At 53.0% G+C, this 16787-nt stretch carries 14 protein-coding genes and 1 pseudogene; 9 read left to right on the forward strand and 6 right to left on the reverse strand.

Annotated elements, in window-relative coordinates; translation table 11 throughout:
* Window positions 1-473: 473 nt before the first annotated feature.
* Both OB13_RS17865 and OB13_RS17870 read left to right on the forward strand, forming a co-directional pair.
* Window positions 474-671 (forward strand): annotated as a pseudogene (locus tag OB13_RS17865) (6-bladed beta-propeller); the annotation flags it as partial.
* Window positions 672-1028: 357 nt separating this feature from the next.
* On the forward strand, window positions 1029-3713 hold the full coding sequence (locus OB13_RS17870; RefSeq protein WP_461491559.1) for a DUF7619 domain-containing protein: 2685 nt from the start codon (window positions 1029-1031) through the stop codon (window positions 3711-3713).
* A gap of 136 nt (window positions 3714-3849) precedes the next feature.
* Here the strand turns inward: OB13_RS17870 and OB13_RS17875 are convergent, their stop codons facing one another.
* The gene (locus tag OB13_RS17875) at window positions 3850-4263 is read right to left on the reverse strand and encodes a VOC family protein (RefSeq protein ID WP_461491546.1); all 414 of its coding nucleotides are present in this window, start codon (window positions 4261-4263) and stop codon (window positions 3850-3852) included.
* 3 nt (window positions 4264-4266) lie between these two features.
* Window positions 4267-5196: a 2-hydroxyacid dehydrogenase gene (locus OB13_RS17880; RefSeq protein WP_461491547.1), complete on the reverse strand. Its 930-nt coding sequence runs from the start codon at window positions 5194-5196 to the stop codon at window positions 4267-4269.
* 199 nt (window positions 5197-5395) lie between these two features.
* Here OB13_RS17880 and OB13_RS17885 point away from each other — a divergent pair, with 199 nt between their 5' ends.
* From OB13_RS17885 to OB13_RS17905, 5 genes are all read left to right on the forward strand, one after another.
* Entirely contained in the window at window positions 5396-6952 is a 1557-nt protein-coding gene (locus tag OB13_RS17885) for a protein adenylyltransferase SelO (RefSeq protein ID WP_461491548.1), read from the forward strand.
* A 220-nt stretch (window positions 6953-7172) separates the two neighbouring features.
* A complete protein-coding gene (locus tag OB13_RS17890) occupies window positions 7173-8204 on the forward strand; it encodes a hypothetical protein (RefSeq protein WP_461491549.1) in 1032 nt (343 codons plus the stop codon).
* 76 nt (window positions 8205-8280) lie between these two features.
* The gene (locus OB13_RS17895; protein ID WP_461491550.1) at window positions 8281-9234 is read left to right on the forward strand and encodes a hypothetical protein; all 954 of its coding nucleotides are present in this window, start codon (window positions 8281-8283) and stop codon (window positions 9232-9234) included.
* A 20-nt stretch (window positions 9235-9254) separates the two neighbouring features.
* The gene (locus OB13_RS17900; RefSeq protein ID WP_461491551.1) at window positions 9255-9929 is read left to right on the forward strand and encodes a response regulator transcription factor; all 675 of its coding nucleotides are present in this window, start codon (window positions 9255-9257) and stop codon (window positions 9927-9929) included.
* Window position 9930: 1 nt separating this feature from the next.
* Window positions 9931-11295 (forward strand): sensor histidine kinase, encoded by a 1365-nt coding sequence (locus OB13_RS17905; RefSeq protein WP_461491552.1) that lies wholly within the window; start codon window positions 9931-9933, stop codon window positions 11293-11295.
* A gap of 78 nt (window positions 11296-11373) precedes the next feature.
* Here OB13_RS17905 and OB13_RS17910 read toward each other — a convergent pair whose 3' ends face one another.
* From OB13_RS17910 to OB13_RS17925, 4 genes are read right to left on the reverse strand one after another with little or no spacing between them, the layout of a single operon-like run.
* Window positions 11374-12297 (reverse strand): hypothetical protein, encoded by a 924-nt coding sequence (locus OB13_RS17910; RefSeq protein WP_461491553.1) that lies wholly within the window; start codon window positions 12295-12297, stop codon window positions 11374-11376.
* Window positions 12294-12473 (reverse strand): hypothetical protein, encoded by a 180-nt coding sequence (locus OB13_RS17915; RefSeq protein ID WP_461491554.1) that lies wholly within the window; start codon window positions 12471-12473, stop codon window positions 12294-12296. Before OB13_RS17915 ends, OB13_RS17910 begins: the two co-directional genes overlap by 4 nt.
* A complete protein-coding gene (locus tag OB13_RS17920; RefSeq protein WP_461491555.1) occupies window positions 12473-13558 on the reverse strand; it encodes a toxic anion resistance protein in 1086 nt (361 codons plus the stop codon). Before OB13_RS17920 ends, OB13_RS17915 begins: the two co-directional genes overlap by 1 nt.
* Window positions 13559-13566: 8 nt before the next feature.
* Complete coding sequence (locus OB13_RS17925; RefSeq protein WP_461491556.1) at window positions 13567-14004, reverse strand: hypothetical protein; 438 nt, start codon at window positions 14002-14004, stop codon at window positions 13567-13569.
* 399 nt (window positions 14005-14403) lie between these two features.
* On the opposite strand from OB13_RS17925, the gene OB13_RS17930 reads away from it, so the two are divergent.
* Together OB13_RS17930 and OB13_RS17935 are read left to right on the forward strand one after the other, a co-directional pair.
* Window positions 14404-14973 (forward strand): pseudouridine synthase, encoded by a 570-nt coding sequence (locus OB13_RS17930; RefSeq protein ID WP_461491557.1) that lies wholly within the window; start codon window positions 14404-14406, stop codon window positions 14971-14973.
* A gap of 182 nt (window positions 14974-15155) precedes the next feature.
* Window positions 15156-16751, forward strand: coding sequence for a M20/M25/M40 family metallo-hydrolase (locus tag OB13_RS17935; RefSeq protein WP_461491558.1), 1596 nt, complete (start codon window positions 15156-15158; stop codon window positions 16749-16751).
* Window positions 16752-16787 lie beyond the last annotated feature (36 nt).

A 16787-nucleotide genomic window follows, 5' to 3' on the forward strand; every position in this document is an offset into this window, starting at 1 on the left:
CCCAAACATATTCAATCTATTCACATGGTCGGGGCTTTGTCCGTTTTGATAGCAAGAACAACTTATACCTAGGCAATTATTTCGACTTTGGCAGCCATATTTTCAAGTATGATGTCAATCACCAGCTTGTGGAGCAGTATGGCAATATACAACGGCCTCAGGAGGTTGTGTATGACAAAAACAACAACTTATATATATTAGACAATTTTACTTTTAAGGTTAGCAAGTGGAGTCCTTCTGGAGAAAAAACACTGGAATTTGCCGGCAAAGAAAAAAATGTCGTAAACCCTCTTGCCATTGCTGTAGATGAGCAGGAGCATTTCTATATATTGGAAGCTGGTAACAAAGAATGTATCGTAAGGCAATATGACCCAAGAGGAAAACTTATAAATGTCTTTCCCATAGACGGATTTTCCCACTCCAACAATATCTTCTATACCTACTTTGGACTTGCCATAGATTATGCCGGAAATATGTATGTTTCAAACTACAATGCGCATACATTGAACAAGTACGACAAGCAGGGCAAACTTATTTCGACAATTGGCACAATTGGTAAAGGTCCTGGACAGTTATGGAGACCCCTAGATTTAACGGTGGACGCTGCAGGCAACATTTATGTACTGGATATGAATGGCCGTCGAATACAACGTTTTTCAGCGTCAGGCAAGTTTATTCAACAGTTTGGCTCCTTCAATCCTCAAGAAGAGGACTGGACAAGACGTGCCCGAATTTCGTCGGATGCTTTTGGAAATTTAGTCGTAGCCGCCGGATACGACAATTTTGGGTACAAATCTTTATTCAGGGTAGAACTGTATGATATGGCTGGTAAGCTACTTGCTAAATTACCTGGAGAAACACCAAGTGTTGCAATCAGCAAAGATGGTAGTTTGATTGCTGCTGCTCATAAAAATAAGGATGTTGTAACCATATACTCAGCTAAACATCCTAGAGAGTATAATTTCATAGAAGGAAATATTTACCAAGATACCAACTCAGATTGCTTACCAACTATAGGAGAAGCATCTATGGATGATATCATTATCAAAGCTGAACCAGGTCCATATTATGGTATGACCGACCCAAACGGCAATTATAGAATACAAGTAGGTAAAGGGAGCTATACCTTGGAGCCCGTTTTCGAAGAGCAAAAAGGCAAATTAATAACTCAGACCTGTACATCAGAAAACAATTCGAATGAGATTCGCTTCGAAAATTATGGTAACATTGCTACAGGCTATAATTTCGGTGTTAATCTCACCCTTTCCCCTTCCCTATCCGTCAGCGTCTCCTCCGACCGCCGTCGCCGCTGCTTCGAGAGCGTGACCAAAGTGCGCTATGCCAACACTGGCTTCGCACCTGCCGAAAACGCCAAGCTATACCTGCAGTTACCTTCCGAGGTAGAACTACTGTCTGCTGACAAACCCTATACCCGTTTGGCTGACGGAACTTACGAGTTCACGATAGGCACCGTTGGAGCCAACCAGTCCGGCACCATCACGCTTCAAGACAAGGTCACCTGCGGCGATGAGAGCGTGCGCGGCCGTACTGTTTGTACCCGCGCCTGGATCACGCCTTCCAACAACGCCCCTTCCAAACCTACTCCCACCATTAGCATCACGGGCCAATGCAACTACGACCTGGGCATGGTGCGCTTTGTCATCAAAAATACCGGCCAGGCCGATATGACTGATCCCAAGCTCTTCCGCAAGTACATCGATGGCGACCTCTCCTCCATCGAGCAGTTCCGGCTCGCCTCCGGCGACAGCCTGGTGTTGTGGGTACCGACCAGCGGCATGACCGTGCGCCTGGAGGCCGACCAACCCGAGGGAAACGGCGACAACCAACTGGCCAGCGTGACGGTCGAGGCCTGCCGCACCTCTGCCACCCAAACCGGTTTCAGCACCGGCATTGTCAACCTCATGCCTGCTGACGAGGAAGAAGCCGAAGTAGCAGAAGAATGCCTGCCCATCATCGACTCCTTTGACCCGAACGACAAGCTGGTCACGCCTGCCGGACGCACGAAGGAGCGCTATACCCCGACCAATACAGCACTCAAGTATAAGATTCGCTTCCAGAACACCGGCACCGACGTGGCCTACCGCGTAGTGGTGGTCGACACACTCTCCGAGCACCTGGACCTGAGCACGCTGCAACTGGGCACCGCCTCCCATACCCACCGCCTGGAGGTAAGTGGCAAAGGAAGACCGGTGCTTACCTGGACCTTCGATAACATCATGCTGCCCGACAGCACGGCTAATGAACCCGGCAGCCACGGCTACATCCAGTTCAGCATCAAACCCAAGGCAGACCTGCCGGAAAAAACAGCCGTGGAGAACTTTGCCGACATCTTCTTTGACTATAACTCCCCGGTACGTACCAACGTGACCACCAATCGCATTTACAACATGCCGCCGGTAATCAAAGAATCCGTGCGCATGAACCTGGAAGATATTATCGCCACGCCAGGTATAGCCGCCTTCGCCCCTGCTGCCGGTAAGTATGGCACAGAAGTGACCCTGCGTGGCAAGCGTTTTTCAACCACAGCGGCCGGCAACAAGGTATACTTCAATGGCAAATTAGCCCGGGTGCTAAGCGCTTCCGCAACAGAACTGAAGGTGCTCGTGCCAGCAGGCGCAGCGACAGGTACGCTCAAAGTGATTACCCCCGACGGCGCGGCCAGCACGGCAGAAAGTTTCCAGGTCTACCAGCCACCTGTCCTGAGTAGCTTCAGCCCGGTAGAAGGTATAGTGGATGCTACTGTAACCCTGCAAGGAGCGCATCTGAATCCAGACCTGATCCAGCGTATAACATTGGGCAAGCTGGCCTGTGAGATCGTCAGCAACAATGGCAACACGCTTGTGCTCAAGGTACCGGACCAGGCAGTAACGGGGCAGTTTGAGATTGTGACCAAAGGAGGCGAGACCCTGAGTGCGACAGCCTATACCGTCTGGTATCCGCCGGTCATCAACAGCCTGAGCAAGCCAACCGACATTGTGGGCGCCACTCTGCGTATAGATGGCGAGAACTTTGCACCAACTGCCGATCGCAACAAAGTACTTTTTGGCCAGGTGCAGGCGCAGGTAGCAGCAGCCACACCAGGCCAGCTGACGGTACAGGTTCCAGAGCATGCAGCCTCAGGTCCTGTAACAGTAGAGACGCCAGGCGGCAAGGCGAGCAGCACAACTTTCTTTGAGGTGATCCCGGGTCCTGTCTTCACAGCGATGTCACCGGCCATAGGAAGCGTAGGGACCGAAGTAGAGATCACCGGCGCCCATTTCCTGACCCTCGGCCTACAAGATGAGATCAGCTTCAACGGGGAGAATGCATATGTGCTGGAGGCATCTCCCGGCAGGTATAGCGTGCGGGTGCCCAGAGGGGCAACGACCGGCAAGGTGAAGATCACGGGCTTTGGCGGCATCGCCCTCAGTACAACGTACTTTGTGGTGGAGGAGCTCTCGCCTGATGAGGCTATCACGGTATACCCTAACCCGAATTCGGGCCGCTTTACCATCCACCTGCTGCACGCCGACTTCGAGGTGCAGACCGTGGAAGTATACAATGCCGTCGGTAAACGGGTGCACACCACTGTAGTGGCCAACCCACGTCCTGAATCACTGGAAGTGAACCTGCCGCTGGCCAGAGCCGGTATCTACGCGCTCCACTTCAAAACCGACCGGGGCACGGTTATCAAAAAGCTGACGGTATTCTAGCCGAAGCTGATCTGGCTAATAAAAACAAAAGCCGCTTAGTTTCAGCTAAGCGGCTTTTGTTTTTACAACTTGCTATACCTGGTTTCAGGAAAAGGATTCAACTACCAGATTCCTTAACGAGCCAGCTTCACAAGGTTCAGGAAGCAAATACTTCTTCCGGATTTTTGAAGGCTTTGAACTCGATCGGGTTGTTGCTCAGGTCGAGTATGAACATGGTACGCTGCTCGCCTACCTGCCCTACGTAGCGGGTATGCGGCTGTACCACAAACGTTACGCCGTGCTGCACGAGCCTCTCCTGTATCTGGTTAAACTCGTCGTACGCCAGTATACACCCAAAATGCGGGATCGGTACACTCACGCCATCTACTTTGCCACAGTAATCCAGCTCGGGGATATGGGTACTGACGTGGGCCGAAAGCTGGTTGCCAAACAGGTCAAAGTCGATCCAGTTTTCAGTGCTTCTGCCTTCTGTACACCCTAAAATATCAACGTAGAACTGGCGTGTAGAAGCAATGTCCTTCACTTTGAATGCATAATGAAATGGGTTCATATATCAGTATCCTTTGGTTCGTGAAACTAGGTTGAGAAGATCCTCGCCATTGCGGAGCCGGTCGTAATTTTCCAGAACCTGAGAAACGGCCGAGGCAGGATCTGTGACACTGGCAATATGCGGGGTAACATTGATCTTCGGATGCGACCAGAACGGATGTTCCTCCGGCAGCGGTTCCGTCCGGAACACGTCCAGGCTGGCTCCGGACAGATGCCCCTTGTCGAGCATTTCGATCAGGTCCTCTTCCACCAGGTGCTCGCCTCTGGCTACGTTGATCACAAACGCATCCTGCGGCAGTTTCTCAAAAGTCTGCTTATTCAGGATATTCGCCGTTTCCTTTGTCAGGGGGAGCAGGCAGATCAGGATATTGGACGAGGACAGGAAAGCATCCAGTTCCTCCGGCCCGGCATAAGCGCCTATACCTTCCAGTAGCTTCGCTGACCGGGACCAGCCCAGTACCTTAAAGCCCAGCTGGCTCAGCTGCAGAGCCGTGTGGCTGCCCAAAACGCCCATGCCCATCACCCCGATCGTTACATCTTGCGTGCGCAGGTAGCGCTTCTGTTTCCAGGAAGAAGTGTTTTGGGCGGCCTTATACCCATGCAGGTCGCGCATGTGGTTCAGCACCTGCGCAACCACAAACGTGGCCATGTCTTGGGTCAGGTTGTCGTCGACAATCCGGGTGACCTGTACCTGGGCGGGCAGCTCCGGATCCCGGAGTATGTGGTCTACCCCGGCGCCTGTGGAGGCGATGCATTTCAGATTTGGGAATTCCTTGAAAGCGCCCAGCGGGTGATTCCAGGCAAGCGCAAATTCAATTTCGTCGGGCGAGCCGGCATCGGGGTACACGCGCACATCCAGCCCCGGCCTTCTTTCCGTAAGGGCTGTGACCCAGTGACCGAGGTATCTGCCCTGGTTTATGATGAGTATAGACATAAAGAATGATTGAATCAGGAGTAATTATACACTTTTGGAAAATATCCGGTTACTATAGTATGATAGCTTACGCAGCTGACTGGAGATACTCCGCTTAAATTTAACTATTCTTGCATAATTCTTGTTAAATGACGACAGCGGTAAAATCTGCAAGAGAAAGCCCGCTTACCGGAATTCGCTATACCTTAACCTGATACCTATGGAGAGCCTGAGCTCAAAAGAATATAAAAAAGAATTTGTAAGCACCTTCGACGGTGACGAAAGCGGAAGCCTGCAGCCACGCCAGACCCCGGGCGTGCTCTACAGCAAAGCTATACCTACGCCGGTCGAAAAGCCGACGCTACTGGCCTGGTCAGAGGAACTGGCCCATGAACTGGGTATAGAGAAGCCAACGGACCAGCAGGAGATCGACATTCTGGGCGGTAACCGCGTAACCGATACCATGTACCCGTACGCTGCCTGCTACGCGGGCCACCAGTTCGGTCAATGGGCAGGGCAGCTGGGCGATGGCCGGGCCATTACGCTGGGCGAATGGGAAGCGCCTGACGGCAAAAGCTGGGAGCTGCAGCTGAAAGGTGCCGGCCCTACCCCCTACTCCCGCCGCGCGGACGGCAGGGCGGTGCTGCGCTCTTCGGTGCGCGAGTACCTCATGAGCGAAGCCATGCACTACCTGGGCGTACCGACTACGAGGGCCCTGAGCCTGGTGGCAACCGGTGATCCGGTGCTGCGCGATATGTTCTACAACGGCAATGCCGCCTATGAGCCCGGGGCGATTGTGATGCGGGTGGCGCCCAGCTTCCTGCGCTTCGGCAATTATGAGCTCCTCAATGCCCGGAAAGAAGTTGATAACCTCCGCGAGCTCGTGGACTGGACCATTGCCCGCTACTACCCGCATCTCACAGGTGAAGACAAAGTGATCAACTGGTACAAAGAGGTGGTGGAACGTACGGCCAGCCTGATGGTGGAGTGGATGCGCGTGGGGTTTGTGCACGGGGTGATGAACACCGACAACATGTCTATACTGGGTCTAACGATTGATTATGGCCCCTACTCTTTCGTGGATGATTACGACCCTAATTTCACACCGAACACTACCGACCTGCCGGGCAGAAGGTATGCTTTCGGAAAACAGCCTTCTATCGGCTACTGGAATCTCGGCTGCCTGGCTGGTGCCCTTTTGCCTTTGGTAGAAAAAGACCAGCTGCTGGCCGCATTGGAGAGTTACCAGGAGCTTTACTGGGCGAAGTACTATACCATGATGGGTCAAAAACTGGGGCTCGATGACCTCAGGGTGGAAGATATCGAACTCATCAAACAACTGGAAAGCACGCTATCCACCATCAAGCCGGATATGACGATCTTCTTCCAGTTACTCATCGACCTGCCGCTATACCTGGAAAGCGAACAGGAAGTAGCAGAGCATTTCAGGAAAGCACTTTACAATGACCTCAAGCCAGAGGAAGGCCAGTTGCTATATACCTTCGTTACGAACTACCTGAAGCGGATCAACACGAATACCATCAAGCGGCAGGACTCGCAGCAGCGTATGCGTGAAACCAGTCCGCGCTTCGTGCTCCGGAACTACCTGCTGCACCAAGCCATCGAAGAACTGGAAAAAGGGGAAAATACTTTGTTCCTGAAATTACAGGAAGCCATCAAAGCACCTTATTCCGACAAGTTTGACGAGTTCTTCCAGACCCGGCCCGAATGGGCCAGCCAGAAAGCCGGTTGCTCGATGCTCTCCTGCAGTTCCTAAGCGCTTCTTTTTGACGATATAGATCAAGTTTAAGATCTTGCAGCTTCTCACCGGGGCATCAATTTGATTGTCCTGGCGGGAAGCTGCTGTCTTATTCACGGCAGCTAAAAAATATTTTTATTTTTTTCTGAAAAAAACTTTAAAAAATATTCTTCTTCATTTTGTCTTCATCTTGACTCTATAGTTTTGGATCATAAACTAAAATAACCCTTACACAACAATGAAGAAAATCACTTTTTTTGCTGCCGCTCTGCTTAGCACAGTAACAGCGTTCGCCCAGACAAACTCAACTTCAGTAAACACCAAAGCATCTACCTCTGCTAATGTATCGGCAGAAGCCGGTAATAAGAGCATCAAAGCTGCTTCCACTACATCGCTTGACGCTGCATCGACTACAGAGGCTTCGCCTTCAAAAGGCAAGGCGGAAGGACGCGCTGCCCTGAAAGGTGCTGCATCTGCCAAAGCCGGCAAAAAAGAAAAAACAGCAAAAGCGGAGCCTACGCCGGAACAGCCACGCGAAGACAAAGCACCAAAAGAAAATCACGGCCAGACAGTAGCTGAAGTAGCGCAGTCGGTACAGACCACTGTTGTAACAGAAGGCGAAGAAGCCGGTAACCGCGGCCAGGCGGTAGCGGATGTGGCGCAGAGTAATGTGACAGCTGTGACAGCAAAAGGCAAGGAAGCCAAAGAAGGCACCGAGCAGGTTGCAGTTGAGGTAGCACAGCAATCAGAAACAGAGGTAAAAGCGCAGGGTAAAAGCGCAGAAAAATCTGGCAAAGCCGGCGTAAAGGCAGCGCAGAGCACGCAGGCTTCTGTAAACGCTGACGTAACGGGCGCAAAAAACAAAGGCAACCAAGCAGCCGTAGAAGCCGGCAGCCAGGTACAGGCTACTGTAAACGGACAGGTTAAAAATGCCGAAACACACGGCCAGACCGTAGCGGAAGTAGCACAAGGCACACAGACCTCTGTGCAAGGCCGGGGCCAGGAAGTAAAAGAAGTAGCTACAACCAAGCGCAAGTCGAAGCCTGCCAGAGTGAAAGCGGAAGGCGGAGCAAAAGTAACAGGTGGTGCTAGCCGCGCGGCCGGCGTAGTAAGACCAACGACAGGTGGCGCCCAGGTAGGCGGTGCTGCCGGTGTTAGTGGCAGCGTGAAAGCAGCAGGCAAAGCCGTGCGACCAGCTACGAACCCACGCCCTGTGCAGGTAGGTGGTGCCGTGGGTGTGGGCACAAACATCAAAGTAGGCAAAAATTAATTACCTCTCACCTTACATACATTCAGCAGCTTCCGCCTTCCCGGTGGAGGCTGCCTGAATTATAACATAAAAACAGATGAAGACAATCTGGACCTTGATTGGACTGGCGCTGCTCATACCGGCTATCTCCAGTGCCAGCCCTGCTATACCTGTAGAGGAGCCTGCCGCAACTACAGCGGCTCCGGACACAGTGAAGAAAGGCTGGTGGGTGCTGGGCTTGGAAGCGTCCAATAACTCATCTTTTTTCGGCCGTAATACAGCGCGCCGCTACCCCTATGTAGCGCCTTCCGTTACCTATGTCCACCGCACCGGGCTATGGGCGTCGGTTGCCTCGTACCAGCTGTTCGATACCGACGACTTTATAGATGAGACAGACGTATCGCTGGGGTATAGCTTCAAGATCCGGAAGCGGCTGGAAGTGGACCTGAGCTACTCCCATTTCTTCTTCAGCAAAAACAATCCCTTGGTAAAGTCTGCCACCTCCGATGCCTTGTCTGCCCGCACCGCCTACGACTGGAAGATACTTTATACGGCCCTCACGACCAGTTACCTGATCGGGACCGGCAATGATGTGTTCACGGTGCTGGAGAACTCGCGGTACATTCGCCTGAATCCTTTGTGGAAAGGTGTGATGCCGGTAGGGCTGGACCCGAAAGTAAGTATAACAGCCGGTACACAGAAGTTCTCGGAGACACATACGATCATGACGGCCCAGAAAAACCAGACAGGCGGTAGTTCTGGTTCTGGCTCTAGTCCTATAGGAGGTATACTGGACCCGCTCAAGCCCGGAGGAGGAAACACCACCTCTCCCGGCAGTGGCGGCAGCGGCAGCCCGACCAGCACCACGACGACAACGACCGTGAGCAGGTTCCGGGTACTGAACTATGACCTGAAAATTCCGCTGGTGGTATACCTGGGGAAGTTTGAGTTTGAGCCTTCCTGGCGCTATTCTATACCGGTCAACAAGCTGGAAGGCGATGAGTCGGAGGCCCAGTCCTTCTACAATTTCAGTGTTAAATATACGTTTTAGACCACAACGCAAATATACCCATGCATGTACTGATCGTTGAAGATGAAGTAAGCCTGGCAACAGAGCTGCAACACTTCCTAACCCAGGAGCATTACCGCTGTGACTGGGCTTCCACCGGCCGCGAAGCCTCCGAAAAGATCGCCGTTAACCTCTATGATTTTATCCTGCTGGACCTGGGCCTGCCCGACTACGACGGCCTGGACCTGCTGCGCGAGACGAAGGAGCTGGAACACGAACCGGCCATCATTGTCCTGACGGCCCGCGGTGCCCTCGAAGACCGCATAGAAGGGCTTGGATTAGGCGCCGACGATTATCTTCCCAAGCCATTTTCTTTGCTGGAATTGCAGGCGCGGATGCAGGCCATTCTGCGCCGCAAATTCAAGGTAAAGTCTTCGGTCTTTCAGTTTCATGGCCTGGAGCTGGACAGCGTAGCCAGGCGCGTCAGTTACCAGGATCAGGAGATCGCCCTCACCAAAAAGGAATTCGACCTGCTCCATTACATGCTGCTGCACCGGAAGAGAATCCTGACCCGGCTGCAGCTGACCGAGCACATCTGGGGCAACATCCTGGAAGACAACTATGACTCCAATTACATCGACGTACACATCAAGAACCTGCGCAAAAAGCTGGCGGAGTATATTCCCAGCGACTGGCTGGAAACGGTTCGGGGTGTGGGTTACAGGTTAATGGCCTAGTATGCGGCTTCAATCCAAACTCGCGCTGTTCAGTGCAGCCTCCAAGGTCATCATCCTGCTGCTGCTCATCGTACTGCTACCTCCCCTCATTCAGCGGGTGGCGCTCCTCAATACGGACCAGCGGCTGCTCGACAAAAAAGAGCAGGTATTCGATATCATTCAGGAGCAGGGTATAGACACCTTTATTTCTGCTGGAGATGATGCAGCCTACGGGAGTTACAACCTGCTCAAGGAAGAGTTCATCTCGATGGAGCCGATCGATCCGTCCCAGATCAACAACAGGATCGAGAACAGCTTCCGGCAGGTAGAAGGTGAAATGATTGAGTACCGGGTGCTGAGCCTTGCCTTCGAGTTACACGAAGAAACCTACCTGCTGGAGATAGGCCGCAGCCTCGATACCATCCATGAGACGAGCAGCACCCTGCAGCATTATGCGCTCTACTTCCTGGTAGCCGTCGTGCTGATGACCGTTTTTCTGGATCTGGCCTTTGCCAAGGTGCTGCTCCGGCCCCTGCAGCTGATCCTCAAACGCCTGCAGCGCATCGGGCACCCGGAGTCATTCAAACCCGACAGCCTTGCCTCCACTACCAGCGACTTCGTATACCTCAACGATGCCATCAACGGCATGATGGGCCAGATACAGGATGCCTTCCGGAAGGAGAAAGAATTTATCGGCAACGTATCGCACGAGCTCCTGACCCCGGTCTCCATCTTGCAGAACCGCCTCGAGAACCTGATTGCTGACCCTGCCGTGCCCGACGAGGTCCTCGTGAAGCTGGTGGAAAGCCAGAAGACGCTGCACCGTCTCAAAAGTATCATCCAGGCTTTGCTGCTGATCTCGCGCATTGAAAACGAGCAGTACCTGAAAAATGAAAAAGTTGACCTGCAGCTGCTCCTGGAGGATGTAAGAGAAGAAATAAGTGACCGGGCAGAAGCCAAGGAGATCACATTGGCAATGCATGTACAGGAGGACCTGGTGCTGCGACAGGCAAACTATTCCCTGCTGTTCACCATGCTCTTCAACGTGGTCAACAACGCGATCAAGTATAACAAACCCGGTGGCAGTATCACCGTGAGCAGTTCCAGAACAGACAAGGGCTACGAGCTGACCGTGGCCGATACCGGTACAGGTATAGCAGCAGAACAGCTACCCAGGATATTCAACCGCTTCAAGCGAAACCACGCCGCCGACGGTGAAAGCTACGGACTGGGACTGGCGATCGTAAACACGGTAGCCAAGTTTCACAACATCAAGCTGCAGGTCAGATCCGAGCCGGGCCAGGGCACCGAGTTTTGTTTCCGGTTTCCGAAAAAACACTTCAAAGAAAGCGCCCGGGAAAAAGCAGCTGTGTGGCAGGCAAAATAGGCTTGTTTTTCAGGTAGTAAACCGGTGGCCATACCTGCTGCGCTGCCAGGGTGCATCATCAAAAAAGCTTCTGATTGCTCAGAAGCTTTTTTGATGCATGCGGACCGGGAACAGGCGGTAATCCATGAGGCTGATCGCGTAAGGGAAGCCGCGCCAATGCAGAATAGGCACGTGCCGGGCCGGGCTCGGTCCTTTGCTGTCAGGTATAGCCAGCATGGCATTGCCGATGAAGGAAAGCTCTGCCTTGTCGATGCCCACCCGGGAAGCGACATGCTGCAGAAACGTATCTTTGTCCTGATCGGAGGAGGTGAAGGTAATTTCCCGGGAAACGGTGCCCGCTCCCTCCAGCTCAATGGCATAAAACACCCTGGAGTAGGTATCGATGGCGATGACCGGCACGGTCAGCGACGGCACATTGGCCCGGAGCACGTCAGGTGGTGCAACCGGCGCCTGGTTGGCCACCCGCTTCACCATTTCCGATACTTTTTGGGCGGTATAAATGCCTTTTATGGTTTCGGATTCGATGCGCTTCAGCACACTCTCTACCTTCGTCTCGAACTGCCTGCCGGGATTTTCCATCCGGGGCGGCAAGGGGGGAACCTGTACCTGGGGCCTCGCGACTTCGGGGCCTGCAGTTTTGCGCTCTTTTTTGGCAGGTATGAAGCTATCGGTCGTATGCCGCTGGTGCACGTTGATGATCGTGGTGAAGGTGCTCAGGAAGTGCTCCGTGTTCCGCACATGAAACAGCTCCAGCTCCTGCACCCGCTTTCGGGTCACCAGGTAGTTGTGTATGTGCTTCGTCTTCTCGAAAACGGCCAGTATTTTATCGGCATGCGGAGTACCTTTGTACCTCTCGTACAAGGTATGGAGGGCATTGAGCCGGACATTGGAAGCGCGGATGAACTGCACCGCCCGCGCATCGGCGCCAGCCGGATGGGCCATCACCGTCCGGGTAGTGGCATCACGCTCCAATCCGAAAAAAGAACGAAAGAACCGCATCATTTAGACAGTATACGTTTGAGATGCATGGTCTCAATTTCGACCTGCAGCTTTTCAGCTAATTGCATCTCCTCAAATATCCCGTCAATGTGGGTTATATACAGGTCCAGCACAGCGTCCTGCTCCTGCGTCAGGATACTGGGCTGCGTCGTATCTTCTTTTTTATCGCCATTTATCATTATTCAATCTCGATCTGTTTCGATTTGCCGAAGGTGCCGATGATCTTGCTGTTGAGCTCCTCCTGTACCTGGGCCAGCTCTTTTACGGCTTCGGCACGCTTCTTACTGCCTTCTTCTGCAATCTTGATAACGGAATCCAGTGTCTCCACCATATCCTTGTTCACTTTTTTCAGTGTTTCCACATCCACAATGCCGCGCTCGTTTTCCGATGCCGCAATGACCACGTTTCGCTTGAGCAGCTCCGAGTTTTTGCGCAGCATCTCGTTGGTGGTGTCCGTTACTTTTTTCTGGATCTCCAACGCCTTGCGCTGCTTCTCCAGGCCAAGGGCGATGGCTACCTGCTGGCGCCAGACCGGTATCACAGTCACAATGGAGTTCTGGATCTTCTGCGCCAGCACATCGTTTGTCGTCTGGATCATGCGGATCTGCGGCATGGACTGCGTGGCTATGGTATGGGAAAGCGTGAAATCGTATACCTTCTTTTCAAGGCGCTCCTTGAACGAGATCATATCGCTCAGGCGCTGCACGGCCAGTTCGTCCTGCCCACTGGACTCGACCTCGTCCTGCAGCTTGGGAATGATGTTTTGCTCGATCTCCTCGATTTTCATTTTGCCGGCAGCGATCACCGAGCGTATCTCGTGAATGTACTCCACGGCCTGGTTGAACATTACCTCCAGGCTGGTGGAATCTTTCATCACACTCTGCCGGGTGCGCTCCAGCTTCACCACCACGTCATCCACATTGGCAGACACCGAATTGTACTGGCTGGCCAGCTGCTTTGACTTGTCGGAGAACTTTTTGACGAACGGCAACCGCGAGAAGAAACCAGGCTTTTCACCTTCGTCTATCTTGATCATGTTGATCTGGTTGAGCAGCTCGTTGATGGCTTCGCCGGCTTCCCCGGAATCCTTCGCTTTCACCTTGGTCAGGAGCTCGTTGGAGTAGTGGCCCAGCTTGCGCTGCGTCTCCACCCCAAAATTGCTGAGGCTCTCGGGGTTGCCCGGGTCGATCGATTTGGAAAGAGCCAGTGCTTTCTGCTGAATGAGTTCCTGGTTTTCGGCAATCGTTATGCTTTTGTTTTCCATCTTCTGAATTACCTAAATAGGTTGTGGTTTATCAAGTCTAATGAGTTCAGGTACTTTTTTATGTTTTCGTGCCGTTCCGTGGTCTCATACCATTCCACCTCGTTGAGGGGCAGGTATTCACCCAGCAGGCCGTGCACTTCCTTCAGCAGCGCCTCCCCTTTCTTCGTCCTGAATTCGGGGTTCTTGTAATAGGCACTGAGGTATTCCACCTTCACCTGTCCGGTTTTGGTGACGGCCAGTTCCCGCACCTCCACAACCAGTTCGGAGGATTTGCCATTGTCCGCTACGATGGTTTTGTAGACGCCTTTGTTCCCTTCTTCCAACGCCACCACGCACTTCTCCCGGACATCCTGGAGCGCTTTGCGCAGGTGCCGGTTCGGAACAATGTAATGGCCTACAATATATCCAAGTATAGCTGCTATAAGGAATGTCCAAAAAATTGCCATTGGTTTTAAAGTTATTAAGAATCAATGTTCTGTAATGAAGCAAAATAAATTGAGGTTATCAAGTCCTGGCGGCGCTGTTCTACCAACCGCCGGATTTTGTCTGCAGAATTTCAGCGCCGGTTCGGATCAGGGCGTGGGATGTTCTGTCAGAAGTTCTCTTCTATACGCGGAACCCGGCAGGCGGGCTGCCCCGTTCCGGTCCAAAACAAAACGTCTGCTTCCTCCATACCTTGTCTCCGGTGGCGGATTTCTTTTGTTTGTCCTATATCTGTTTCCCAACCGCGCTCCCGCCACAGGCTATACCTAAATCTCATTCATTTCCCTAATTTTGTACTGTTCCTGCACCGGCAGGAAATGAATACAAGCAGGCGATGGCCTGCTCCTACTTTATACCCCTTTATGCAACACAGGCATTTTATCCTTCACAAGCCCTATGGCTACATCAGCCAGTTTGTGAGCGACAAGAAAAAGAAAAAAATGCTGGGCGAGCTCCACGACTTTCCGGTCGGCACCATGGCCATCGGGCGGCTGGATGAGGCCAGCGAAGGGCTGCTCTTTTTGACTACCGACGGCAAAATGAGTGAGCAGGTCCGCAGCAAAAAGATCGAAAAGGAATACTACGCCCAGGTAGACGGGCTGATCACGGACGAGGCCATCCGCGAGCTGCAGCAGGGCGTAGCCATCGGGCTGTATGGCGAACAGTACGGCACCCGCCCCTGTACCGCCTTCCGCCTCGAAACGCCTCCGGGCTTTGCCGAGCGCAGCCGCAAGATACGCGACGACCGCCATGGCCCTACCAGCTGGGTTTCCATCACGCTCACCGAAGGCAAAAACCGGCAGGTGCGCAAAATGACGGCCGCCGTCGGTTTCCCAACGCTGCGCCTGGTGCGGGTGCGCATCGGCTCGATCTACCTGCGTGACCTCAGTCCCGGCGCGGTGGTGGAAGTAGCGGATTTTGAACTGGGTTGAACCCTTTCTCGGCAGGGACAGGAAATTATACCGGCTCGTTTAAACCAAATGCCTTTCCCGGAGTCTGTACTTCAAATTCGCCGGATTCGCTTCTGCTATACCTTGGAATCCGGCTCAAAAGCTTACTTTGAAACACGATTTACTCAGCGCAGCAACATATTCTAACTAATCTATACCTTAACATGAGAAAAAACCCTATTCACATGCTGGCACTGGCCCTCATGCTGTCCGGCAGCGTAGGCCATGTGGCTTTCGCGCAACGCCCGCAACAGGAGCAGTCGCAAAAATCGCAGGACCCTGTTATCCAGAACATCATCAAAATGGCCACTGAAAATTCACAGCTCGAAAAGCTGGGGCATGAATTGATGGACGGCGTTGGTCCTCGTCTGGTGGGTACACCGCAGATGAAGCAGGCCGCCGACTGGGCCGTGAACAAGTACAAAGGCTGGGGCATTGATGCTCAGGTAAAAAATTATGGCGAGTGGCGCGGCTGGGAACGCGGCATTACGCACATCGACATGGTGCACCCCCGCATCAAGTCACTGGAAGGCATGCAACTGGCCTGGAGCCCTGCCACACCTTCAAAAGGGGTTACAGCTGAGGTGATTACCATGCCTGAATTTGCTGACTCTCTCGCCTTCCAGAAATGGTTGCCAAATGCTAAAGGCAAGTTTGTGATGATCTCCATGAACCAGCCAAGCGGCCGTCCGGAGTATAACTGGAAAGAGTTCGCTACGCCGGAATCGTTTGAGAAAATGAAGAAAGAGCGCGACGAGCAGAACGAAGCCTGGCGCAAGCGCGTGGCAGCAACCGGCAAAACGGCCCGTACGCTGCCAGTTGCACTTGAGAAGGCAGGCGCAGCCGGTATCGTGATGTCAAACTGGTCAAGCGGTTTTGGTGTGAACAAAATTTTCAGTGCCTATACCAAGAAAATCCCTACAGTTGATATTGCGCTGGAAGACTACGGCATGCTGTATCGCCTGGCGGAAAACGGCGGCAAGCCGAAGATCAAAGTTGTAGCGGAGTCAAAGCATGCCAAGAAGCCTGTACCTACCTTCAACACCATTGCTGAAATTAAAGGAACGGAGAAACCGGATGAGTACGTGATCCTGTCGGCTCACTTTGACTCCTGGGATGGCGGCACCGGTGCAACCGACAACGGTACCGGTACGATCCTGATGATGGAAGTAATGCGCATTCTGAAGCAGGTATACCCGAACCCGAAAAGAACGATCCTGGTAGGCCACTGGGGCAGTGAAGAGCAGGGCCTGAATGGTTCGCGCGCTTTCGTGGAAGACCACCCGGAGATCGTGAAGAAAACCCAGGCAGTATTCAACCAGGACAACGGTACCGGCCGCGTAGCCAACATCTCTGGCCAGGGCTTCCTGCACGCTTACGATTACATGGGCCGCTGGCTGAGCGCCGTGCCGCGTGACATCACCAAAGACATCCAGACGAGTTACCCAGGTATGCCGGGTGGCGGTGGTTCTGACCATGCTTCTTTTGTGGCGAAAGACGTGCCAGCCTTCATGCTGAGCTCCCTGAGCTGGTCTTACGGCAACTATACCTGGCACACCAACCGCGACACGTACGATAAGGTCGTGTTCGACGATGTGCGCAGCAACGTGATCCTGACTGCTATTCTGGCTTATATGGCCAGTGAAGAGCCGGAACTGGTATCGCGTGAGCGTAGCGTACTGCCGGTTAACCCACGCAACGGGGAGAAGGTAGCCTGGCCACAGGCAAGACCAGCCACCCGCCTGGGTGGTATGGAATAAGCTTGTACCTCTAGTAACAAAAAAGGCTGCCCTATC

The sequence above is a fragment of the Pontibacter sp. HJ8 genome (genome assembly GCF_054824225.1).